Origin of the sequence: Flavivirga jejuensis, from assembly GCF_030540765.1 — a bacterium.
Lineage (GTDB): Bacteria > Bacteroidota > Bacteroidia > Flavobacteriales > Flavobacteriaceae > Flavivirga > Flavivirga jejuensis.
In genome coordinates this window covers 181,516-204,532 of record NZ_JAUOEL010000008.1, presented here as the reverse complement: position 1 = coordinate 204,532, position 23,017 = coordinate 181,516, and the positions used below count along the sequence as shown (strand labels likewise).

The 23,017-nt window shown below is 32.6% G+C and carries 17 protein-coding genes; 13 read left to right on the top strand and 4 right to left on the bottom strand.

Translation table 11 applies throughout. The features are described 5' to 3' along the window. Positions 1-186: 186 nt before the first annotated feature. Positions 187-465: a DUF6520 family protein gene (locus tag Q4Q40_RS20160; protein ID WP_303303820.1), complete on the bottom strand. Its 279-nt coding sequence runs from the start codon at positions 463-465 to the stop codon at positions 187-189. Positions 466-1,051: 586 nt separating this feature from the next. Beyond that, a complete protein-coding gene (gene rlmH / locus Q4Q40_RS20155; protein WP_303303818.1) occupies positions 1,052-1,525 on the bottom strand; it encodes a 23S rRNA (pseudouridine(1915)-N(3))-methyltransferase RlmH in 474 nt (157 codons plus the stop codon). A 128-nt stretch (positions 1,526-1,653) separates the two neighbouring features. On the opposite strand from rlmH, the gene nadC reads away from it, so the two are divergent. The 7 genes from nadC to priA all read left to right on the top strand — a co-directional run bounded on the left by nadC (position 1,654) and on the right by priA (position 10,106). After that, entirely contained in the window at positions 1,654-2,514 is an 861-nt protein-coding gene (nadC, locus tag Q4Q40_RS20150) for a carboxylating nicotinate-nucleotide diphosphorylase (RefSeq protein ID WP_303304013.1), read from the top strand. Between the two features lie 65 nt (positions 2,515-2,579). Then, positions 2,580-3,521: a YihY/virulence factor BrkB family protein gene (locus Q4Q40_RS20145; protein WP_303303817.1), complete on the top strand. Its 942-nt coding sequence runs from the start codon at positions 2,580-2,582 to the stop codon at positions 3,519-3,521. Positions 3,522-3,685: 164 nt separating this feature from the next. Continuing rightward, the gene (locus tag Q4Q40_RS20140; RefSeq protein ID WP_303303815.1) at positions 3,686-4,972 is read left to right on the top strand and encodes a hypothetical protein; all 1,287 of its coding nucleotides are present in this window, start codon (positions 3,686-3,688) and stop codon (positions 4,970-4,972) included. Between the two features lie 27 nt (positions 4,973-4,999). Then, positions 5,000-5,521 carry a hypothetical protein gene (locus Q4Q40_RS20135; RefSeq protein WP_303303814.1) on the top strand — a complete coding sequence of 174 codons (522 nt, stop codon included), beginning with the start codon at positions 5,000-5,002 and terminating at the stop codon, positions 5,519-5,521. A gap of 18 nt (positions 5,522-5,539) precedes the next feature. After that, the gene (locus Q4Q40_RS20130; protein WP_303303813.1) at positions 5,540-6,496 is read left to right on the top strand and encodes a DUF6175 family protein; all 957 of its coding nucleotides are present in this window, start codon (positions 5,540-5,542) and stop codon (positions 6,494-6,496) included. A 17-nt stretch (positions 6,497-6,513) separates the two neighbouring features. Further along, positions 6,514-7,446 carry a hypothetical protein gene (locus tag Q4Q40_RS20125; RefSeq protein ID WP_303303812.1) on the top strand — a complete coding sequence of 311 codons (933 nt, stop codon included), beginning with the start codon at positions 6,514-6,516 and terminating at the stop codon, positions 7,444-7,446. Positions 7,447-7,652: 206 nt separating this feature from the next. Beyond that, on the top strand, positions 7,653-10,106 hold the full coding sequence (gene priA, locus Q4Q40_RS20120) for a replication restart helicase PriA (protein WP_303303811.1): 2,454 nt from the start codon (positions 7,653-7,655) through the stop codon (positions 10,104-10,106). Between the two features lie 30 nt (positions 10,107-10,136). Here the strand turns inward: priA and Q4Q40_RS20115 are convergent, their stop codons facing one another. Further along, on the bottom strand, positions 10,137-10,832 hold the full coding sequence (locus Q4Q40_RS20115; protein ID WP_102754690.1) for a LytR/AlgR family response regulator transcription factor: 696 nt from the start codon (positions 10,830-10,832) through the stop codon (positions 10,137-10,139). 200 nt (positions 10,833-11,032) lie between these two features. Here Q4Q40_RS20115 and rpsF point away from each other — a divergent pair, with 200 nt between their 5' ends. From rpsF to hisS, 6 genes are all read left to right on the top strand, one after another. Next, complete coding sequence (rpsF, locus tag Q4Q40_RS20110; protein WP_303303808.1) at positions 11,033-11,371, top strand: 30S ribosomal protein S6; 339 nt, start codon at positions 11,033-11,035, stop codon at positions 11,369-11,371. Positions 11,372-11,373: 2 nt separating this feature from the next. Beyond that, complete coding sequence (gene rpsR, locus Q4Q40_RS20105; RefSeq protein ID WP_019388303.1) at positions 11,374-11,670, top strand: 30S ribosomal protein S18; 297 nt, start codon at positions 11,374-11,376, stop codon at positions 11,668-11,670. A gap of 13 nt (positions 11,671-11,683) precedes the next feature. Next, positions 11,684-12,130, top strand: a complete 447-nt coding sequence (gene rplI, locus Q4Q40_RS20100; RefSeq protein ID WP_303303807.1) for a 50S ribosomal protein L9 — start codon at positions 11,684-11,686, stop codon at positions 12,128-12,130. Positions 12,131-12,262: 132 nt separating this feature from the next. Beyond that, the gene (locus Q4Q40_RS20095; protein WP_303303806.1) at positions 12,263-15,424 is read left to right on the top strand and encodes an outer membrane beta-barrel protein; all 3,162 of its coding nucleotides are present in this window, start codon (positions 12,263-12,265) and stop codon (positions 15,422-15,424) included. A gap of 190 nt (positions 15,425-15,614) precedes the next feature. Next, on the top strand, positions 15,615-16,082 hold the full coding sequence (locus Q4Q40_RS20090) for a DUF6495 family protein (protein WP_303303805.1): 468 nt from the start codon (positions 15,615-15,617) through the stop codon (positions 16,080-16,082). A gap of 256 nt (positions 16,083-16,338) precedes the next feature. Continuing rightward, on the top strand, positions 16,339-17,709 hold the full coding sequence (gene hisS / locus Q4Q40_RS20085; RefSeq protein ID WP_303304012.1) for a histidine--tRNA ligase: 1,371 nt from the start codon (positions 16,339-16,341) through the stop codon (positions 17,707-17,709). Positions 17,710-17,799: 90 nt separating this feature from the next. Here the strand turns inward: hisS and Q4Q40_RS20080 are convergent, their stop codons facing one another. Next, positions 17,800-22,707 carry a DUF8693 domain-containing protein gene (locus tag Q4Q40_RS20080; protein WP_303303804.1) on the bottom strand — a complete coding sequence of 1,636 codons (4,908 nt, stop codon included), beginning with the start codon at positions 22,705-22,707 and terminating at the stop codon, positions 17,800-17,802. Positions 22,708-23,017: the final 310 nt, after the last annotated feature.

The following is a 23,017-nucleotide window of genomic DNA, read 5'->3' as shown; positions in this document are numbered from 1 at the left end:
TGAAATTTGTTTTTCAATGATAAATGCTTACAAAATGAAAGGTTTAAGGGGTGTATTGAAAGTTGGTTTTTCATGCTGTAATAGTGCGTGCTAATTTTATCACCGAACCTTGTAAATCTTTTAATAATTCCACCATTTATACAAATAAAAGAGGTCGCTTTTCAACAACCTCTTTATGATTAAATTTTACAAAGGTAATCTGTATTGATCCATACATAGAACTCCCCAGACTCTAGAGTACAAGTTATGACTTACACCTAACTCAATAATGGCACATTTTGCCCCCCAGTTGTCAATGGAACAGCCATATGGAAGAGCCATTAATTGTGATTCACAATGAGTTGGGCCAACTTTCTGGATAAATATACCTGGATCGCTTGGAGCAGATTTAAAAGCAAAAGAGGCTCCAATGGCCAGCGTAAAAACGAAGGCATACAAAACTGTTTTTAAAGATCGATGTTTCATAATATAAATATTTAAAAAATTAAAAATTATTGACCTACTCTTTTTTACAGGTTTTCGGCCTTACTCCTGACTGTACAGTATCTCTTTGTCTCGAATTTGTTATTCGTGAGTCGAATTCTGGAGTAGTTTTGAAGGCGGAAATAATTTTTTAAACAATTTCTGTTTATTATTGATAACTATAAATCTTATAAATTTATCTTGAGTGCTTGAACTATTTTGATTTTTTCTTATACTTCTGCACTAAAGTTAAATAACTTGAATTTTGGTGTTATAAACACCAATGGAGATTACAGTTTTGATGGTAGAACAATCTGGTCTGGTTAGCTTGTCTATTTAAATATGTTTCCCCCAAAGGTTTATATTAATTACGCAAACATAGAGGAAAAAACTTACCTTAAAAGGATAAAAGCTTGTCTGAGAGGGATTAATGTGTTTAAAATGTGTTTAAAACTGTTTTGGATAACGAAACGTTCTAAAAAGTAATATATTTTGTCATCAGAGCATAGCTAATTTACCTGTTATTCCCTCAGTTTTATAAACTGGCAGGGAGGCATCTTATGTTTTTGTAAATAAATTTCAATTAGTATTATCTATGATGATAAGGTTCATTTCTTAAAATAGTAAACCCTCTATATAGTTGCTCTATAATAAATAGACGTACCATCTGATGAGAAAATGTCATTTTAGATAATGATATTTTTCCATTTGATTTATTATAAACATCCTGAGAGAATCCATAAGGACCACCAATTACAAAAACTAACTGTTTAATACCAGAGTTCATATGTTTTTGTAAATAAGCAGAAAATCCAATGGAATCTAATTGTTTACCATTTTCATCTAACAAAATTAAAACATCGGTTGCACTAAGTTTGCTTAAAATAAGGGCACCCTCTTTTTGTTTCTGCTGTTCTTCACTTAAATTTTTAACATTTTTTATATCTGGAATAATTTCTAATGAAAATTTGATATAGAAGCCTAAACGCCTTGTATATTCATCAATTAGGGATTGAAGTTCTTTATTATCAGTCTTTCCAATGGCGAGAATTTTAATAGTCATAATGGCAAAATTACTATTTAGTATTTATGAAAAACACATTTAAAGATGAAAAAAATAAAAATTTCATAAATGTAAAATTTATTTTAGAGAATCAATTTCTTATTTTTGTTGCAAACCAACGAATTAATATGATAACACAAGAGCAATTTGATACAGAAGTCAAAATGATAATTTCGAATGCTATAAGAGAAGATGTGGGAGATGGTGATCATAGCTCTTTAGCTTGCATTCCAAGTAATGCTAAAGGTAAAGCGAAAATTCTAGTTAAAGATAAAGGTGTTATAGGCGGTGTTAATTTTGCTAAAAAAGTACTTGCTTACGTTGATAAAAACTTGAAGCTAGACGTGAGAATAGAAGATGGCACAGAAGTTACATATGGCGATGTTGTTATGTATATTGAAGGATCTTCACAGTCTATTTTAAAAGCAGAACGAACCGTACTAAATGCTATGCAACGTATGAGTGCGATTGCTACTAAAACAAGAATGTTTGTTAATCTGTTAGAGGGCACCAACACTAAAATTCTTGATACGCGTAAAACAACACCTGGCATTAGAGTGTTGGAAAAGTGGGCTGTAGTAATAGGAGGTGGAGAAAATCACAGATTTGCGTTGTATGATATGATTATGCTTAAAGATAATCATATTGACTTTGCGGGAGGTATTACCAAAGCGATTGAAATGACAAAGTTATATCTTAGAGAAACAGGTAAAGATTTAAAAATCATGGTTGAAGCCAGAAATTTAATCGAGGTTGAAGAGATATTAAAAAGTGATGGTATTTATAGAATTTTAATTGATAACTTTGATTATGAAGATACAAGGAAAGCTGTAACATTGATAGGTAATAAATGCCTTATTGAATCTTCTGGAAATATAAATGAAACCACTATTAGGCACTACGCAGAATGTGGTGTAAATTACATTTCATGTGGTGCTTTAACGCATTCTGTTTATAATATGGATTTAAGTTTAAAGGCTGTCAACTAGTTTTTAGTATCTTTAAATTAGTTTTGTTTTTTGTGCAGAGCAAAAAAAACTTTTAAACTAAACTGATGACCAAACCCATTGAAGACAAACTTGATAAAATTCCAGTAATAAATGTCTTGCTGCGTGTTTTTAAGCAAATAAAATTACCAGGTCTTGAAGGGTTGTCTTTTTACGATTTATTAGAACTTTATATTACAGGTATTGTAAGAGGTGCTTTAACAACCCGAGCAAGTGCTATTGCTTTTAGCTTTTTTATGGCATTGTTCCCTTTTTTGCTATTTATATTAATTATTATTCCGTATGTACCGATCGATGGTTTTAAACTTGAATTTTTAACCTTTCTAGAATCCTTTTTACCACCAAATACGTCCGATTTTTTCTTTGAAAATATATTCGAAAATATTGACGGATCACAGCGAGGCGGTTTATTATCATCCGTTTTTGTGTTGTCAATAGTATTAATGGCTAACGGTGTGAATGCTGTGTTTTCTGGTTTCGAAAACTCATATCATGAGCAATTAACTCGTAATGTTTTTAAACAATATTTATATGCATTAAGTATTGCATTAATTCTAGCGTTTTTACTTATAGTTACAATTGCTGTTTTGGGGTACTTCCAAATATATGTTGTACAAGAATTGTTTGATGTTTTAGAAAATCGAGGGTACCAGATTGATAGTCAGAATGTATTGTGGACAGATATTGCTAAATATGCGTTTTTTGTTCTTATGGTGTATTTAGCCACAGCCACCTTATATTATTTTGGTACTCAAGAGGGGAGGCATTCTAAATTCTTTTCTGTAGGCGCATTGTTTACAACTTTACTCATTATTTTATCATCATATTTATTTGGTCTTTATATTGAAAACTTCGGACAATACAATAAGCTTTATGGCTCTATAGGAGCTTTATTGATTCTATTATTTTATTTGTGGCTTAATGCCAATATTTTATTGTTGGGTTACGAGTTAAATGCTTCTTTAAATAAATTACGCAAAAGTTGTTGATTTTGAGATTTTTAAAAGAAACAAAAATTGGATTAAGGATTCGTTAAGAATTTATTAATTGTTTTTTTTATATAAAGTGTATGAAAAAATCGTTAAACGGTATAGATTCGATAATTAAAAAGAACTAGTTTTACCCAGATATAAACTAACCATTTACCCTCCATATGAAGTTATTTAAAAAAGTAACAATATTTTGTGTTGCTATTTTGTGTTATAAATCGTATTCACAAGAAACACCTTTAGATATTAAGTACAAAAGAAGTTCGCTATATACACTCATACTAAGTGATGAGAATATAGAACATAGTGAAAATATACAAACATCTTTTGTTAATACACCTATTCCAGAAAAGTTTAATAATCATATTATTAATACTAGGACTATTTCTAAATCAGATTTGGTATATGTTGTTGACACATTATCGGAAAGTAAGCCAAAGAAAAAAGGGTTGCTTTCTAAAATACCCGTAAAGATTGGTAATGACAATAAGAAAAAACAAGAAGATGATCAAAAAGCTATCCATAAGTATTTAGACTCACTAGGTATGGCAAAATCTATGTTGGCCAAATGGTTTCACAGAAGTGAAAAAGGAGGCTTTGATATGAGTTTAGTTGCAGAAAGAGGATTGTATAATGCCTCAGACTTAGATGTTAAACTTGCAAATCAGAATGAACGAGGCAAAGCGCTATTAGCAGATGCAGGAGAACAATTGATTAAGAATACATTTGTAATAGTAAATGATTTTAAGTATACCAATAAAGAAGAAGTCGCAGCGAAAGCAAAATCCTTCCTTACAACTGTAAGCTCATATGCAGGTGAAAATGTCGCTTTAGTAGCGAACGCTGCCTCAAAAGGAGCAGATGTTTTTGGCAAAGGTTATATTGTGAGAACTCGGGCTTATTTGTACAAATTAGTATGGAATGAAGAGGTAGCTGCTGTTTTTTATAATGATTTTTGGACAGATGATAATTCGTTGGATTTAGAAAGAAAAAAAGCTTTTGATGAAACTTCCGTTTTTAAATTAGAATTTGTTGGTGTTGAAACTGGGTGGGCAGATGTACAAAGTACTACTTTAACAACAAAAACTAATGAAGAATTAATTGAAATAGCTACAGTAAGAGCTGCCGATAATGTGATAGCTAAATTGCAAAGAGAATACGAAGTCTTTAGAACTAAAACACCATTATTAAGTGGCGACCCATTGTCTGCAAAAATCGGACTTAAAGAAGGATTAAAAAAGGGAAGTAAGTACGAAGTTTTAGAACAGATTGTAAATAAACAGGGTATTATCGAATATAAACGTATAGGAGTCATTACGGTTAATAAGGACGAAATTTGGGATAACACATACTTAGCAGACGAAGAAACCCCTTCTGAAATACAATATTCAACCTTTAATGGTTCAAAAAATAAGTACTACTCAGGGATGCTTATAAGACAAATAAATTAACTAACTTTCTTAAAATAGATTTAAAATATGAAATTAAAAAACAGTTTAGTAATAATAATTTTGTTGGTTTTTGCAGGTACTGCTAATGCCCAATGGAAAAACGAAAAAGCCAATAGAGATACTAAAATATGGCGTTATGATATAGAATGTGAAGGCATTGCAAAACAAGGTTCAAAACTCGTAAAAGTTTGGTCTTATTCTAAAAACCCAAAACATGCCATTTCACATACTATGAAAAATGCAATACATGGTATCATTTTCAAAGGTTATGCAGGAGGAGGTCAAGGCTGTACTTCGTTAAAACCTTTGGTGAAATCTGCGGAAACTGAAGAGAAATTCATGGCGTTTTTTGATAAATTCTTTATGGATGGTGGTGAATACCTAAAATATGTATCTTCAGCAACAGATGGTAACATTGCTGCAGGAGATCGCCTAAAAATAAGTAGAAGAGAGTATAAAATTGGAGCTGTTGTAAATGTACAATTCGATCAATTAAGAAAAAGACTTGAAAACGAAGGCATTATACGAGGTTTAACTTCTGGATTTTAATTTTTTAAAAATAATCAAATGAAAAGATTTTTGCATTTAGGAGCTATATGCTCTTTATTATTTATAAACACTTTAGTATTTAGTCAAGCTAAAAAACCAACACTTATGGTAGTACCTAGCGATGTTTGGTGTTTTAAAAATGGCTATGTACTTAATTTTGATGATCAAGGCACACCAGTTAAAGTACCAGACTATAAAAGAGCATTTCAAGAAAATGCAGAAGTACTTCAAGTTATAAGTCAAATAAACGGTATGATGGCAGATAGAGGCTTTCCTCTTAAAAACATGGAATCGGTTATTAAAACTTTAAACTCAAATGCAGCAGAAGATAATTTGAGAAGCTCTAAAGATTCTGGTAGTGGTATTAGTGAAAACCCGATTGATGCCTTTAAAAAGGTAGCCAAAGCAGATATTGTTATGCAATTAACCTGGACCGTTAATAAAACAGGTCCTAAGAAATCTATAACATTTAATCTTCAAGGGTTAGATGCCTATACGGATAAGCAAGTTGCTACAGCAGTTGGTACTGGAGCACCTTCATTTTCAGCAGAATTACCTGTATTACTTTCTGAAGCAGTATTAGCACATATGGATAATTTTTCCGAATCATTACAAACTCATTTTGATGACATGTTTGAAAATGGACGAGAAGTTATCATACGTATTCAAAAATGGGATGATTGGGACGGCGATTTAGAAACCGAATTTGATGGAGAAGAATTAAGAGATATTATTGAAGATTGGTTAGCAGATAATACTGTTAAGGGACGATTTAGTACTACAGATATAACTGAAACTATGGCGTTATTTGAGCAAGTAAGAATACCGCTTTATAATGATAAAGGCAGAGCAATTGATGCTAGAAGATACACTAGAGAACTTAGTAAATTCTTAAAAAACGCACCTTATAGTATTCCAAATAAATTGGTAATGAAAGGTTTGGGGAGAGCTACCATTATTTTGGGAGGTAAATAGAACATAAAAAAAATAAGATGAAAAAACTCATTTATAATATAATGCTTCTAGTTTCAACACTAGCGGTTGCTCAAGAAAATAACAATGGTATAACCTTAGGGGCTTATATTCCAGCGCAAGCAGAAGGTATTCCTGCTTATGCACATAATATGCTAAAGAATAAATTAGCACAAGTTATTACCCAAAATGGGATTAGTGATAATGTGTATAACTCTAGGTTTGTAATAACACCAAATATTACGGTGTTAAGTAAAAATATTACGGGAACTGCGCCAACAATGATAGCTTTAACTTTAGATTTAACACTTTATATTGGTGATGGTGTTGCAGGTAATTTGTTTTCAAGTCAATCTATATCATTAAAGGGAGTAGGGACAAATGAAAACAAAGCTTATATGTCTGCCTTAAAAAAGATAAAGCCTAAAAATCCAGAAATTCAAAGTTTTATTTCAAAAGGCAAAGAAAAAATCATTGATTACTATAATACTAATTGTAGCATCATGATTAAAAAAGCACAAACATTGGAAGCTCAAAATGCGTTTGGCGAAGCTTTAATACTTATGACGAATGTACCAGAAGTAAGTACTTGTTTTAATACTATAAAAAGTAAAATCAAACCGCTATATACTAAAACCATTAATAGGGATTGTAAAGTAAAACTAAACGAAGCTAGCAGTATCTGGGCAGCAAATCAAGATATTGATGCAGCTAATTTAGCAGGAGAAATACTTTCTAGTATTGAGCCTAGCGCATCTTGTTTTGGGCAAGTTAAGACGTTATATTCTAAAATAGCTACTCGTGTAAAAGAGTTAGGAGATAGAGATTGGAAATATGATTTAAAAGTTTTAGAAGTACAAGCTAATACGCTTGAAGCAGCAAGAGAGATAGCGATTGTTAGGGCCAAAAACCAACCACAACATGTCTCTTATAATATAAGAGGTTGGTATTGATAATTTGTTATTAATGCTAATAGGTTTCATAACAAAGCAAGTTTTAAAATAATCAAAAAGTGCTTTTTTTGAAACGCAAGAATTAATTTCTCAAGACTGTCCGAAAAGGGCAGTCTTTTTTTATTAATAATTTAGAGAGGAATGATTTTAAGGATGTCTATTTTTCATTTATATTCGTATATAACTCAAGAAATCGTAACTTAATTTTGAATCATTTTATAGACGTTATAATTCCTGTACCTCTTAAAAAACTATTTACTTATAGTATAACAGCGTCTGAGGCTAATTTTTTAAAAGCAGGCATGCGTGTTGCTGTGCCTTTTGGCAAATCGAAAATCTATACAGGCATTGTTTTTAAAGTTCACAATGACCCGCCAGTAGCTTATGAGGCTAAAGATATTCAACAAATTTTAGATGATTCTCCTGTTGTAAACGAAAAGCAATTACGATTATGGCAATGGATAGCCAATTATTACATGTGTACGATGGGCGATGTGATGCGTGCCGCTTTACCTAGTGCATTTATATTAGAAAGTGAAACGGTTGTTTTAAAAAATAACACTAAAGAAATTGATGAAAGTATATTAAAGGATGATGAATTTTTAGTTTATGAAGCCTTGCACCATCAATCGTCCTTAAAAATTCATGATATCTCTAATATCCTTGATAAAAAGCATGTATTACCAGTAATTAAGAGACTCATTGAAAAGGAGGCGATTTCTGTTGAAGAAGAAGTATATGAAAAATATAAGCCTAAATTGGTTCGTTATGCAAAATTGCATTCAAGTTTTTCTTCAGAAACGGCTCTTCAAAAGTTGTTGGAGGATTTAAGTAGAGCACCAAAACAACGCCAAGTCGTTATGACCTTGTTTTCTGTTTCTGCAACCACAAAAAAGCCTGTGAAAGTTTCAGATTTAGCAGCAGAAAGTGGGGCGTCAACTGCTATTATAAAATCATTGATTGATAAAGAAATTCTTGAAGAATACTATATTCAAACAGATCGTATTCAATACTCTGGAGATGAGAATGAGGCCACTAAAAACCTCAATGAATATCAAGAAATTGCTCTAAAAGAAATAAGAGAATCATTTAACAAGCATAGTGTTACGTTGCTTCATGGGGTGACTTCTTCTGGTAAAACAGAAGTCTACGTTAAATTAATTGAAGACGCTTTAGCGCACGGAAAGCAAGTCCTTTATTTGTTACCAGAAATAGCATTAACAGCACAATTAATTACACGATTACAGAATTATTTTGGAGAGCAGGTAGCTGTTTTTCATTCTAAATATTCATCGCACGAACGGGTTGAGGTTTGGAATCAAGTTTTAAATAATACCACGAAAGCGAAAATCGTTTTGGGAGCTCGTTCTTCTATCTTTTTACCCTTTAATAATTTAGGACTCATTATTGTTGATGAGGAGCATGAACAATCTTTTAAGCAGTTTGATCCAGCACCACGTTACCATGCACGTGATACGGCTGTTGTTTTGGCTAATATGCACGAAGGTAAAATACTTTTAGGTTCAGCCACACCAAGTTTAGAAAGCTATTTTAATGCAAAGCAAAATAAGTACGGATTTGTTGAAATTACTAAACGTTTCAATGATGTTTTGATGCCAGATATTGAATTAGTTGATATTAAGGAAAAACTCAAGAAGAAGCGAATGAAAGGGCATTTTAGCGATAGACTTATCGAAGAAATGACTGAAACCTTAGGAGAAGGACATCAAATCATACTATTTCAAAACCGACGCGGATTTTCTCCTATTGTAGAATGTAATACCTGTGGTAATTCGCCTCAGTGTCCTAATTGCGATGTGAGTTTAACATATCATCAATATAGAAACCAATTGCGTTGTCATTATTGTGGTTATAATTCAGCAATGATAAAAGACTGTATGGCTTGTGGAAGTGCCGAATTAGACAATAAAGGATTTGGTACCGAACAAATAGAAGAAGAGGTCAAGTTACTATTTCCAGAGCATAAGGTTGCAAGAATGGATTTAGATACTACGAGGGGCAAATATGGGTATGAAAAAATAATTACAGCTTTAGAACAGCAAGAAATAGATATTTTAGTTGGAACACAAATGTTAACTAAAGGTTTGGATTTTAGGAATGTCAAGTTGGTTGGTATTATGAATGCAGATAATATGCTCAATTTTCCAGATTTTAGAGCGCACGAACGTAGTTTTCAACTCATGTTGCAAGTTTCGGGTAGGGCAGGGCGTACAGAGGAAAGAGGTAAGGTATTGATACAAACTTATAATCCGTATCATAATATTTTACAACAAGTATCTACGAATAATTATATAGATATGTATAACGAGCAAATGAACGACCGTTATAATTATAAATATCCGCCTGTTTACAAGCAAATAAAGATTACTTTAAAACATAAAGATTATAATAGAGTTGATACAGCTTCTCTATGGTTGGCAAAGTCTTTGGCACAAGTTTTTAAAGAACATGTGCTGGGACCAGAATCTCCACCAATTTCAAGAATAAGAAATCAGTTTCATAAAAACATCTTAGTAAAGATTCCTAAGCAGCAATCATTATCAAAAACAAAAGAAGCTATCATTAAAATAAACAATAGCTTCTCAGCTGTAAAAGATTTTCGGTCTGTTAAAATAATTTTAAATGTCGATAACTTTTAATATAGCTAGGCCAGTTAGTCAGTTAGTCTTTTAAATATTATTTAAAGCATCAACGAGTTGAGTCTTTTTATTTCTACTTAATGGAATTTCGTAAGCTCCCACTTCAACATTTTTACTGTTAAATCTGTCAATTTTATCAAGATTAACAATATATGATTTGTGGATTCTTAAAAACTTTCCTTCAGGTAGTTCTGCTTCAAAGGATTTCATTGTGGATAATACAACTAAACTAGTTTCTTCTGTCACCAATTTTACATAATCACCAAGTGCTTCAATCCATTTGATGTCTTTAATATAAACCTTACGTTTTTTAAGATTACTCTTTACAAAGATGTGTTCTCCCTCTTCTTCATTAAAGTCTAAAGTCAACCTATGTTGCTCTAGAGCTTTATCTACAGAAGTATTAAAACGTTCCCTTGTAATTGGCTTATGCAAATAATCGGTAGCATCGTAATTAAAAGCTTTAAAAGCATATTCGGTTTTACCAGTTACAAAGATAATTTGAGGTTTGTTGTTTAATACGTCTAAAAGTTCAAATCCATTTAGCACTGGCATTTCAATGTCTAAAAAAATTAAATCTACTTGATGCGTATTTAAACCATTTTTAGTTTCTAAAGCACTACTGTACTCTGCAATTAAGTTAAGAGAAGGATGATTCTCTACTAACTTAACTATAGAGAGACGTTGTATTGCCGAATCGTCTACTACTACACAGTTTAATGTCATAACATTTTATATTATTTCGGTTAAGATATCGACAATAGTACGAAAAATTCGGCTAAAAACCAAAAATCATCGTTAAAGCGCCTGTTTTAACATAATTTTAACATTTTAAATAAACTGGCATTATACTTAAGGTAAGTGTTGTTTTATATGTATATATTAACTATTTTTGCACCCAATTTTTAACAATAAAATAGATTTTTATGAATCATTATGAAACTGTTTTCATCTTAAATCCCGTTTTATCTGAAGACCAGATAAAGGAAACAGTAAAGAAATACGAAGATTTTCTTGTTTCTAACGGCGCTAAGATGATAGCTAAAGAAGATTGGGGGCTTAAAAAATTAGCTTACCCAATACAAAACAAGAAAAGTGGTTTCTATCACTTATTTGAGTACACTGTTCCTGGTGAACATATCAATGCTTTAGAAGTAGAGTTTAGACGTGACGAGCGTTTTATGCGTTACTTAACAGTAGCATTAGATAAACACGCTATTTCTTGGGCAGAGAGAAGAAGAGTTAAACTTAAACAAAAAGCTTAATTATGTCATCGATAGAACAACAATCAAAAGGAAAAAAAGACGGAGAAATTAGATATTTAACTCCGTTGAATATTGAGACAAACAAACAAAAGAAATATTGTCGTTTCAAAAAATCTGGTATTAAATACATAGATTATAAAGATCCAGATTTCTTATTAAAGTTTGTAAACGAGCAAGGTAAAATTTTACCAAGACGTTTAACAGGAACTTCTTTAAAGTATCAAAGAAAAGTATCTGTAGCTGTAAAAAGAGCGCGTCACTTAGCTTTAATGCCTTACGTAGCAGATTTATTAAAATAAAATACCGATAACAATGGAACTTATATTAAAACAAGACGTTGAAAATTTAGGATTTAAAGACGATGTTGTAACAGTTAAGAACGGTTATGGTAGAAATTTTTTAATTCCTCAAAAGCAAGCTATACTTGCTACTTCTTCTGCAAAGAAAGTATTGGCAGAAAATTTAAAACAAAGAGCTTTTAAAGAAAAGAAAATAGTTGACGATGCTAATAAAATTGCTGAAGCTATAAAAGCATTAGACATTAAAATAGCTGCAAAAGTTGGTACTGGAGACAAATTATTTGGTTCTGTGAATAATATTAATGTAGCTGAAGCCTTAGCAAAAGAAGGACAAGCTATTGATAAAAAATTCATTACAGTAACAACCATTAAACGTACAGGAAAATACAATGCTGTTGTACGTTTACACAGAGAAGTATCTGTTGATTTAGCCTTTGAAGTTATTGCACAAGCAAACTAAAGTATTAACAATTAGTTAATAAAACTTTATTATAATGTAAAGCCATTCTTATGAATGGCTTTTTTTTTGTTTATTTTTGTTGAGATAAATGCTATGCATGCATAGCAGACGACTAACTTAAAATAAATACAGATGAAAAAAACTACCCTTGCCATTTTTTTATTGTTTTTTGGGGTGCTTGCGTTTTCGCAGGTAACGACATCAAACATTAAAGGTCTAATTTTAGACGAAAATGCCTCACCACTTCCAGGAGCTAATGTTCTTGCTATCCATACACCAACTGGTACTAAATATGGAGCAGCGACAAACTTTGATGGAAGATTTAACTTATTAAATTTAAGAGTAGGAGGCCCTTACTCGATTACTATTAGCTTTGTTGGTTTCCAAGAGCAAACATTTAAAAATGTGTTTTTAACTTTAGGAAAAACAACAAATTTGGATGCTGTATTAGAAGCCGATAATGAACAATTAGATGCAGTCGTTATTCAAAGCACTGGTGGTACAGGAACTTTTGGGAGTGATCGTACAGGAGCAGAAACCAGTGTGGGGAGCCGTGAATTAACACGATTACCAACTATTTCTAGATCTGCATCAGATTTCACCAGGTTAGAACCATCTGCTAGCGGTAATTCCTTTGGAGGTAGAAATGATCAATTCAATAACTTTTCTTTAGATGGTGCGATCTTTAATAATCCATTCGGATTGGATGCTGCAACACCAGGAGGTCAAACAGATTCACAACCAATTTCGCTAGATGCTATTGAGCAAATTCAAGTATCGCTTGCTCCTTACGATGTAACACAATCTGGCTTTACTGGTGCTTCTGTAAACGCAGTGACAAAAAGTGGGACTAACGAATTTCACGGAACGGTTTATGGGTTTTTTAGAAATGAAGATCTAACTGGAGGAAAAGTAAATGGAGAAGATGTACCAACATCAAACCTTGAACAAAATCAATACGGTTTTAGTATAGGAGGGCCTATAGTAAAGGATAAACTTTTCTTTTTTACAAATTTTGAAAAAGATGAACGTACAGATTTAGGAACTAACGGATGGGTTCCTAATACAGGCTCTGGAGCAGTTAATGAATCTAGAGTTTTAGAAAGCGATTTTATTGCTGTTCAAGATGCACTGTCCAATTTAGGTTATGATACTGGGAGCTTTGAAGGCTTTAATTATGGATCTGAATCTACAAAAGGTATTTTTAAGTTAGACTGGAATATTAATGATAATAACCGGTTGGCTATTATTTATAATTTTTTAAATGCATCAAAAGAAAAACCTGCGCACCCAACTGCTTTGAGTTCACGTGGGCCTAGTTTTCAAACATTGCAATTTGAAAATTCGGGTTATGAGATCAATAACAAATTAAATTCTGTTCAATTGGAGTTAAACTCTACATTGCCTGGTGATATAACCAATAAATTTCAATTTGGCTATACGCATTTTGATGATTTTAGAAAACCATTGTCTGGACCAGCTCCAGTAATTACAATTCAAGATGGAGCAGGTTCAAATTATATAATTGCAGGTCATGAACCTTTTTCAATTAATAATGAATTAGACCAAAAAGTAATTCAATTAACGAATAATTTGAATATTGTTAGAGGTAACCATACTTATACTGTAGGTTTTTCGTTTGAGAAATTCGCTTTTAAAAACTCTTTTAACCTTGTTAATTACGAATCTTTTAGTCTTGGAGTATTTCCATATTTTGGAATATTTGCTCCATATGCTAATGTACAAGAGTTTTTAGATAATGCACAACCAGGCGGTTTAGTAGATCAATATTTAACTGCAACTCAAAATGCTTTCGATACATTTAATACAAATGGAACTGGTAACGACGGTGGCTGGAAATTAGCAGAACTTAATGTTGGTCAACTATCTTTTTATGTTCAAGATGACTGGAATATAACAGATGCGTTTAAAGTGACCTATGGAGTACGTTTTGATAAACCTTTATATTTTAATACAGGTGACTTAATTCAAAAATATATAGATACAGATAATGGTGCTACAAGAGATAATTCAGTATCATATTTTAATCCAAATAAAAATGAAGAAGTTAATTTAGATTCAACAACGTTACCAAATAACGATTGGTTGATCTCACCAAGGCTAGGGTTTAATTGGGATGTGAATAATGAGAATAAAACTCAAGTAAGAGGAGGAACAGGGTTGTTTACAGGACGTTTTCCTTTCGTTTGGTTGGGTAATCAGGTAAGTGGAGCGGATGATGGTTTCTTTCAATTAATTGATCCTGATTATAAATGGCCACAAGTTTGGAGAACTAACATAGGTGCAGATCATAGACTAGAAAATGGACTTACGATTACTACAGACATTTCTTTTACCAAAGATTTAAATGCAGCGCATGTACAGAATTGGGGATTAAGAAATCCTACAGGGACATTGAATGCTCCAGGAGATGATAGACCTGTTTATTTATCTGGTGATTCTGGAAATAATGCTTATGTCTTTACAAATTCTGATAAAGGACGTATTTGGAATGCTACATTAAAATTGCAGAAAACATTTGAAAATGGATTTTATACAAGTTTAGCTTATAATTACCTTAATTCTAAGGATGTAAACTCTATTGAAGCAGAGATTACTGGAGATGCTTTTGATTTTAATCCTAATTTAGGTAATGCAAATGATGATGTGTTATCGTATTCTAAATATGGTGATACGCATCGTTTTGTTGGAGTAGGGAGTAAAAAATGGGTATATGGAAACGATAAATGGGCGACCACGATTTCTACATTTTTTGAATACGCTCAAGGAGGTCGTTTTAACTATACTTATGCAGGTAATATTAATGGAGATAGTTCTTTTCAAAATAATGATCTAATTTATATACCTACAGCCTCAGAAGTACAACAAATGCAATTTTCTGGATCTGGGCAAGCTGAGGATTTTGAAAGATTTATTCAACAGGATAAATATTTAAATGATAATAGAGGGAGTTATTTTGATCGTTATGGCGCATTAGCACCATGGAGAGGCCGCTGGGATATTAAAGTATTACAAGATTTTAAGTTTAACGTTAGTGAAGATAAAACTAATACACTGCAAATAAGTTTGGATATTCTTAATTTTGGAAACCTTCTTAATTCAGATTGGGGTGTAGTGGAACAACCTAATAACATATCTCCTATTGGTGTTGATACCTCAGGAAGTGTACCTGTTTATACGTTTAATGGCGGATCGGATGCTCAAACATTTGGGTTTGATTCTAGCTTAGCGTCTAGATGGCAAGCACAAGTAGGGCTACGTTATATTTTTTAAAAATAATAACATATATATTCTTAAATTTGCGCTCTTAATAAGGGCGCATTTTTTTGTTACTGATTATAGTATCCCTTCGATTGTGCTGATGGCTGATCTTTGTTATATGGAGCGCAGTCAAAATGTTAAGACAAGTAAATTTAAGGATATGGTATAGCCAAAACGTGCTAAAACGCTCAAATATTTAAAAATGAAATACGCAAGACTAACTAAAGAACAATTTGAAGAATTACACCAGGAGTTTATTAACTTTTTGGCGACACAGTCTATCACTGCTGATGAGTGGGCCAATCTAAAAGCTAATAAGCCCGAGCTGGCAGAAATGGAGTTAGATGTGTTTAGTGATTTAATTTGGGAAGGTGTTTTAAATAAAGCAGAATATTTAGAACATATTTCTCCTCAACATATGTATTTATTTCGCTTAGCAGAAGAAAAAATGTTTGTTATAGCACTTACTTTAAAAAATGATGTAGATATTACCACTAAAGAAGGTTACAATTGGCTGCGTGAAAATTTAATGGATGAGAATGTAGAATTTTTACAAGCAGATAAGGACTATACAGACGATAAGAACTTAGATAAATTTAAAATGATTGAGCAAGGAGCTTCTATTACTAAAGGCAATTTGTTTATGTATTTTGATAAGTTGATAGGTTAAAATAGAATGTCATTGCGAGGAGGCACGACGTGGCAATCTGTTAATCATTTAACTATTTTTTAATTAAAAGATTGCCACGCTTTTTTTCTATTGAAAAAGCTCGCAATGACAATTTCATTATATATTTTTGTGATTCATCATCATACTATTAAATCAGTAATCGTATAGTGAAGAATCCATTAAAAAAATTAATAATCATTAAATAAGATTCCTGCTGAAGTTAATCTTGAGCGGAGTCGAAAGGCAGGAAGTTGATATGGCTCAAAAACCAAGCATACCGAAAGGTACCAGAGATTTTAATCCAGAACAGGTAGCGAAGCGTAACTATATTTTTAATACCATTCGTGGTGCTTTTGAAACGTTTGGTTTCCAACCTATCGAAACACCTAGTTTTGAGAATTCGGATACCTTAATGGGAAAATATGGTGAAGAAGGGGATCGTTTGATTTTTAAGATTTTGAATTCTGGAGATTATTTATCTAAAGCTAATGGTGAGGCTTATGATACAAAGAATTCTAATAAATTAACATCAAGTATATCTGAAAAAGCACTCCGTTACGATCTAACAGTACCTTTTGCGCGTTATGTAGTGCAGCATCAAAATGAGATTGAGTTTCCTTTTAAACGCTACCAGATACAACCAGTTTGGAGAGCAGACAGACCACAAAAAGGACGTTTTAGAGAGTTTTACCAGTGTGATGCCGATGTTGTTGGTAGTAAATCACTTTGGCAAGAAGTAGAATTTATCCAATTATACGATAGGGTATTTTCAGCCTTAAAACTGGAGGGTGTTACCATAAAAGTTAATAATCGCAAAATTTTATCTGGAATAGCCGAGGTTATTGGAGCTTCAGATAAATTAATCGATTTTACGGTAGCGTTAGATAAGTTAGATAAAATAGGTGAGGAGAAGGTAAAAGAAGAAATGCTTGGAAAAGGTATTTCGGAAGATGGTATTTCTAAACTACAACCTTTGTTTACATTATCTGGTTCTTTTGAATCTCAAATTGAAAGTTTAAAGACTATTTTATCGGCTTCTGAGGAAGGGAAAAAAGGTATTGAAGAATTATCTTTTATAAATACGGCAATTTCAGAGTTAGGATTATCAACAGCAAGATTGCAATTAGATGTCACATTAGCTCGTGGATTAAACTATTACACAGGTGCTATTTTTGAAGTGTCGGCACCTAAAACTGTGAAAATGGGCTCCATTGGAGGCGGTGGTCGTTATGATGACTTAACTGGCATTTTTGGAATGAAAAATGTAAGTGGTGTGGGGATTAGTTTTGGTTTAGATCGCATCTATTTAGTGCTTGAAGAATTAGGATTATTTCCAGAAACTGTCAATAAAAATGTTGCCGTACTTTTTATAAACTTTGGAGATAAAGAAGCTTTGTTTAGTTTAAAAGCTATTAATAAATTACGATTGCAGGGTATAAATTCTGAATTGTATCCTGATGCTGCTAAAATGAAAAAGCAAATGAATCATGCAAATAAACGCGCTATTCCGTTTGTTGTTTTAGTGGGAGATGAGGAAATAAACTCAAACACATATACATTAAAGCATATGATTTCTGGAGAGCAGCATAAAGTTTCTTTAGAGGCTTTAATCACTCTTATAAAATAAAAAAAGTCCTGAACGTCAATTCAGGACTTGAAATATAGTTAAGCAAAATAGATTTGGGATTTAAGCGACTAACTTAAATAACTAACTCAACTATTTTATTAAGACTTTTTTAGAAATCATGCCATATTCAGTTTGTATTTTCAAGATATAATTTCCTGTTTTAATTTGATTCGTATTATATGCCAGATGATTTTCGTTTGTGTTTGTTTGAAATTTGAATAACGATTGCCCAATTATATTAAGCATTTCAACAGATTTTATTCGTTTAGAAATAGGGTTATTGATAATGATGCTATTTTTTTCGTTAGAAAAATAAACCTCTATTTGACTATTATTAATATCATTTACAGCTAAGCTTTGATCTTTAGCGAATGTAATTTCAAAACGATTTAAATATTCACCAGCAGCTAAGGACATTTCATAATCGCCTTGTTTTAAGTTTTGGTATATATTTAGTTCTTTATCATGTAAATAAATATCTAAATCGTTAGAATTATTTTCTAATTTATCAATGGTAATACTATTAAAACCATCTTTATTAGTATGAATTCCTAGAGGGATAATAGTTTGCTCGTTAATGTTATTTATACCTTGAATGGTGAATTTTTCATTATTAATTAGCCAATACATATCATCTACCTGAGTATCTATATATTTTGAATCGTAACCCCAATCGTAATTTGCAGATGCGTTTTCATCCACAGTCAATAATAATTGTCTGTGTATGTCATTTATAGAGTTAAAACCAATTCTTAGTTTCATTCTGGTATCCTCGGTGTTAGACTTATTACCAGAATTTGTTTCGGCATTTTTAGTATTAGATGATTTAGTAAATACGGAGTTACTACCATCTTCAATTTGAAAGACTCTTTGGCCGTTATTGAATTTAATAGTACCACCAGTTTCTGCAGTAACAAAGAACCCTTGAGCTACTGGGATATAACGTCCAGGTGTTTTGGCTGGCGTACCTCCTGTAGCGACATCTGCATGGTTAGTACCTTTTGAGGCAGCTGGTACACCTCCTGAAAGCGAATAGGTTGCATAACCTCCTTGATATTCACGAAGAACATGAGAACCACCTCCCCAGTGCTCCCAGAAATATAATGTTCCTGTTGTAGAGCCTGAGCCTGCTATTGTTGCGCCATTATCTAATATAAATTGTACAGCATCTATTGCAGATGGGTATGGATTACCAACCAAGTAGTCATTTCCTGTACTTATAGTTAGATTGATGTCTCCATTATTTGGTTTACCATGTAGTATATAGTTTTGTGATGTACTAATAGAACCAGTTCCTGGACCTTTCATTGTAAAACCTTCACCAGCAAGTAATGTTCCTGTACTACGTACGTGTTGCCATTTTGAGTAATTTTCACTTTGTTGATTACTAAATTTCCAAACCCAATAGTCAGCAATTCCCACTGGAGATGCCGCACCATTATATCCAGAGGTTAAGAAATTAACATTAGTAATAACATTTGGTAATTTATAACTGTTATTATTTGTAGAGCTATTGGGTAATCCTACAGGAGACGACCAATAGTTATAGGTATAAGTATCTGCTGTTCCTTGCTGATCTTTTTCAAGTGTTCCAGAACTGGTTGCATCTAAGGTGCTATCTTCGGTTTGAACTAACTGGGATTCACCTTCTAAATCTATGTCTCCGTCTAGTTTTAAATACCAAGAATTTAACAACCCAGAATCTCCATTAACTTCGAGTTTACTTCCGCTATCTAGAATTAAGCCTACAGTAGAAAGATCTGTGCTTGTTTGTAAATTACCTTTTATTTGAACTATAGCACAAGCTGGTGTTGTGTTACTGATATCCCATAAATTACCTTGTTCCCAATTGCTGGAATTAGACCAATTGCCACTGCATGAAGATGTTGTAACGTAAGGTAACGGCGCTGTTTGACCATTAATTATTTTTGAGTTATAAATTTTGGCACCAGAACCAGTATCTATAGAACTGGTTGTTAAATCGTCTATAATATCATCTTTATAAGTGTCTAGTCTATAATAGCGTTGCAACGAAGACCAACTTAAAGGGGTTATGTTTGAAGTATCAATAAAATCTGTTATGTCTAGAGGAATTGTGGTGCCTCTAACAATACCTGCATTATTTTCAATTTCCTGATGCACCATTTTATGAAGTTCGTTCTCAGATAACGCTTTATCAAAAACTCTTAATTCGTCTATATAGCCATAAAAATAATGAGTATCGGTATCTGGTTTTCTGCCAATAGTAAAGCTGGAAGTATCTGTGTTTAACGCCCCAGAAGACGTTGTGGTACTTGCTACTTCAGATCCGTTAATATATAATTTAAACATACCATCCAGGCAATCGCAACTATAAGTTGCTGCTATATGTGTCCATTGATTTATTGCTATGCTTGAGCTACTTGAAATGGTATAACCATCGGCGTAGGCTGTAATGCTTTTATCGGCATTGAGTTGTAAATAAAATTCATCTTGACCAACAATTATTTGAATTCCAGAAGATAAAGGATCTGTTTTTATCCAGGACATGATGGTGGCCTCATCCCATTCATTAATTACAGTACTTTCTGCAGCATAATCATTACGTCCGTCAAAAAATAAATGATATTTACTATTTAAATCTCTTGGGGAACCAAAAACGGCATCATCTGTATCAAATAAATCAATAATGCCATCGCCTTCAGCATCATTTGTATCATCAATTACACCATCGTTATTTCCGTCTAAACTTGCATATAAAGTATGTGAAATATCGTAAGTTGATCCATCTGAAGTAGTATCAATATAATCAGGAGTATTGTCATTATCGCTATCTGCTAGATAATGTTCCCAGCCAGACCCCGTAGATCCTTGGTTTGAATTGCCATAGCCAGTAGCAAATGTATTTCCATTAAAAAAATCATATAGATCTAAAATGCCATCAGTAAAATATTCTGAAATACCATCGGAGTTAATATCTGTTTCTCTAACAGCATCTGTATCTGTTCCATCTCCAACACCATCTCCAGTAATATCACCATCTCCATTTTGGTATGTGGCACTGCCAGAATTAGTAGCTCCAGATTCATCTACATCAAAAATAGTATCATTATCAGAGTCTAAATCTAAGTAATTTGGAGTACCATCCAGATCTGAATCTAAGGTACTGTGCCCTTCACTTAAATCATGCATTCCATTATTGTTGGAATCAACCCAACTGCCACTATTGGTTAGTGTAGCATTACCATCACTATAATTTCCTAAACCAGCTTCAACAACATCTGGAATCCCATCATTGTCTGAATCTAAATCAAAAATATTTGCAACACGATCCTTATCGGTATCACATAATGTCTGTGATATTACAATATCGTCTATTGCTAAATCATTACCAGCACCACCAACTTCGTTATTTATAAAGTAAACATAAAACTCACTTACATTAAAAGTTAGGTTTGCTGTAAACTGATGCCAACTTCCAGCTGGATCTCCATTTATAGAAGGCGGGATGTCTCCAGTTGTTATTGAGGCTAAAACATTATTATTTACATCTCTAAATTCTACTAATATGTCTGGTCTAAGCCTGGTTGTTATACCTGGGGCATCTTCTGTATCTAAATTTAATACCCAAAAACTATAGGTAATGGGGATGTTTGGTAATGATCCTATAATGGTTGCTGTATAAAAGGTTCCAGGATTGTAAGATGCATTAAACATAGCCATTCTTCCGTTTGTATCTCCAGAAGTATGATCTTCGCCAGTATACCAATAATTATCTGCCCAACTTGCTACTTCTGCATTAGGGGTATCGTTTACGCCATCTCCATCTCCAGCTTTATAATACACAACATATTCACCGTCACCTAAGTTATTATCACTTAAACTTGGACATGCTGTTGTGCTTGCGCCATTAGTGCCATCTTCGTAACAATAGGTTGTTATAGCATCATAAGTTGTATTAATGGTTGTTCTGTGGCCTTCTCCAAATGTTTCATTTAAGAATTTATAATTTGTTGTTGTGGCTATTGAAGATGCGCTACAGGATAGTTCTTCTTCCGAATCGAGGATCCCATCATTATCATCATCAATATCAATATTATCAAGTATGCCATCACCATCACTATCGAAGAAATTCTGTTCGGAACGAGCATCAATATTAAATTGATAGGAACCTTCATCAGAGTCATTATTGGTAATAGTTACAGTAGATGTTTTTGTTCCTAGAGTAGGCGGATTAAATTGAATTGTAAATGTAGTTACACCAGAAGAAGGAACAACTGGAGATGCATACAAAGGTGCTATAATTGAAAAGTCCGTGGTATTTGATAAAGCAATATTAGAAATGGTTAGATCGCTACCTCCTTTATTGTAAATAGTATAGGTTCTTGTAACAAGTGTTCCAGAATTAGAGGTGCCAAAAGAAGTATGGTCTGAATTAGAGGGCGTAATATCTCCATTAGAAATGGACAGATTATTACCTGCTACATCTATTTCTGGCTCTGAAACTTTTATTAGTATATCATCAAAATAACTGTATTCATTATTAGCATTTGAAGTACTTCTAAACCTGAATCGGGCATTAGAGGAAAGTCCGCTATTTATAGTTTGATAAAAAGTATAACTATAGTTGTTTGAAGTAAAATCTGTTCCCAGTATGTAAGTTTTAATTGTAGACCAACTGGATCCATTATAATATTGTAAAGAAAAACCTTCTCCAGTATCTATACCGCGACCTATAAATGAAAAAGAAAAATCTACAGAACTATATGCAGAAAGATTTAAAACAGGAGATGTTGTGTCATTTTGAGATGTGTCATCGTCTTTTGAGTAAATTGATTGAGAGCCGTTACTGGCATATATGGAATTAGTATTTAAACCAGAATCGGAACCACCATCTATCCAGCTTTGTAATCCACTTTCAAAATCGTATGTAGCAATAGTTTGTGATATAGCAGTAAAGGAAACATACATGCTAAAGATAAGTGCCATCAGCGAATATCTGCGGGTCATAACTTTCATAAATAGGTTTATTTAGTTTGGGACTAAACAGTTCTTATTAATGTAATTGATTATGAGGCAAATATATATTTTTATTTTGTAAAAAACACGATAAAGTGTGTTAAATATTCGATTAAGCGTACGTATTTGTCTTAAAATACATCTGAAAATATATGTTTTAGAGCTTTTAGCTTCTAAAAATTTTTGACACGAACCAGCCTGCTGGCTGGCAGGTTTCACAAATTTACATTTATAATGTTTATTCTTTTATTTCGGTATTTTACGAAATAGACTTTCGGTCTGCCAAAACTACTCTATGAACTGGAAGTTT

Excerpts from the sequence above, each read along its gene's own strand:
- Q4Q40_RS20160 (WP_303303820.1), bottom strand. The coding sequence starts at position 465 with ATGAAACATCGATCTTTAAAAACAGTTTTGTATGCCTTCGTTTTTACG.
- rlmH (WP_303303818.1), bottom strand. The coding sequence starts at position 1,525 with ATGACTATTAAAATTCTCGCCATTGGAAAGACTGATAATAAAGAACTT.
- nadC (WP_303304013.1), top strand. The coding sequence starts at position 1,654 with ATGATAACACAAGAGCAATTTGATACAGAAGTCAAAATGATAATTTCG.
- Q4Q40_RS20145 (WP_303303817.1), top strand. The coding sequence starts at position 2,580 with ATGACCAAACCCATTGAAGACAAACTTGATAAAATTCCAGTAATAAAT.
- Q4Q40_RS20140 (WP_303303815.1), top strand. The coding sequence starts at position 3,686 with ATGAAGTTATTTAAAAAAGTAACAATATTTTGTGTTGCTATTTTGTGT.
- Q4Q40_RS20135 (WP_303303814.1), top strand. The coding sequence starts at position 5,000 with ATGAAATTAAAAAACAGTTTAGTAATAATAATTTTGTTGGTTTTTGCA.
- Q4Q40_RS20130 (WP_303303813.1), top strand. The coding sequence starts at position 5,540 with ATGAAAAGATTTTTGCATTTAGGAGCTATATGCTCTTTATTATTTATA.
- Q4Q40_RS20125 (WP_303303812.1), top strand. The coding sequence starts at position 6,514 with ATGAAAAAACTCATTTATAATATAATGCTTCTAGTTTCAACACTAGCG.
- Q4Q40_RS20115 (WP_102754690.1), bottom strand. The coding sequence starts at position 10,832 with ATGACATTAAACTGTGTAGTAGTAGACGATTCGGCAATACAACGTCTC.
- rpsF (WP_303303808.1), top strand. The coding sequence starts at position 11,033 with ATGAATCATTATGAAACTGTTTTCATCTTAAATCCCGTTTTATCTGAA.
- rpsR (WP_019388303.1), top strand. The coding sequence starts at position 11,374 with ATGTCATCGATAGAACAACAATCAAAAGGAAAAAAAGACGGAGAAATT.
- rplI (WP_303303807.1), top strand. The coding sequence starts at position 11,684 with ATGGAACTTATATTAAAACAAGACGTTGAAAATTTAGGATTTAAAGAC.
- Q4Q40_RS20095 (WP_303303806.1), top strand. The coding sequence starts at position 12,263 with ATGAAAAAAACTACCCTTGCCATTTTTTTATTGTTTTTTGGGGTGCTT.
- Q4Q40_RS20090 (WP_303303805.1), top strand. The coding sequence starts at position 15,615 with ATGAAATACGCAAGACTAACTAAAGAACAATTTGAAGAATTACACCAG.
- hisS (WP_303304012.1), top strand. The coding sequence starts at position 16,339 with ATGGCTCAAAAACCAAGCATACCGAAAGGTACCAGAGATTTTAATCCA.
- Q4Q40_RS20080 (WP_303303804.1), bottom strand. The coding sequence starts at position 22,707 with ATGAAAGTTATGACCCGCAGATATTCGCTGATGGCACTTATCTTTAGC.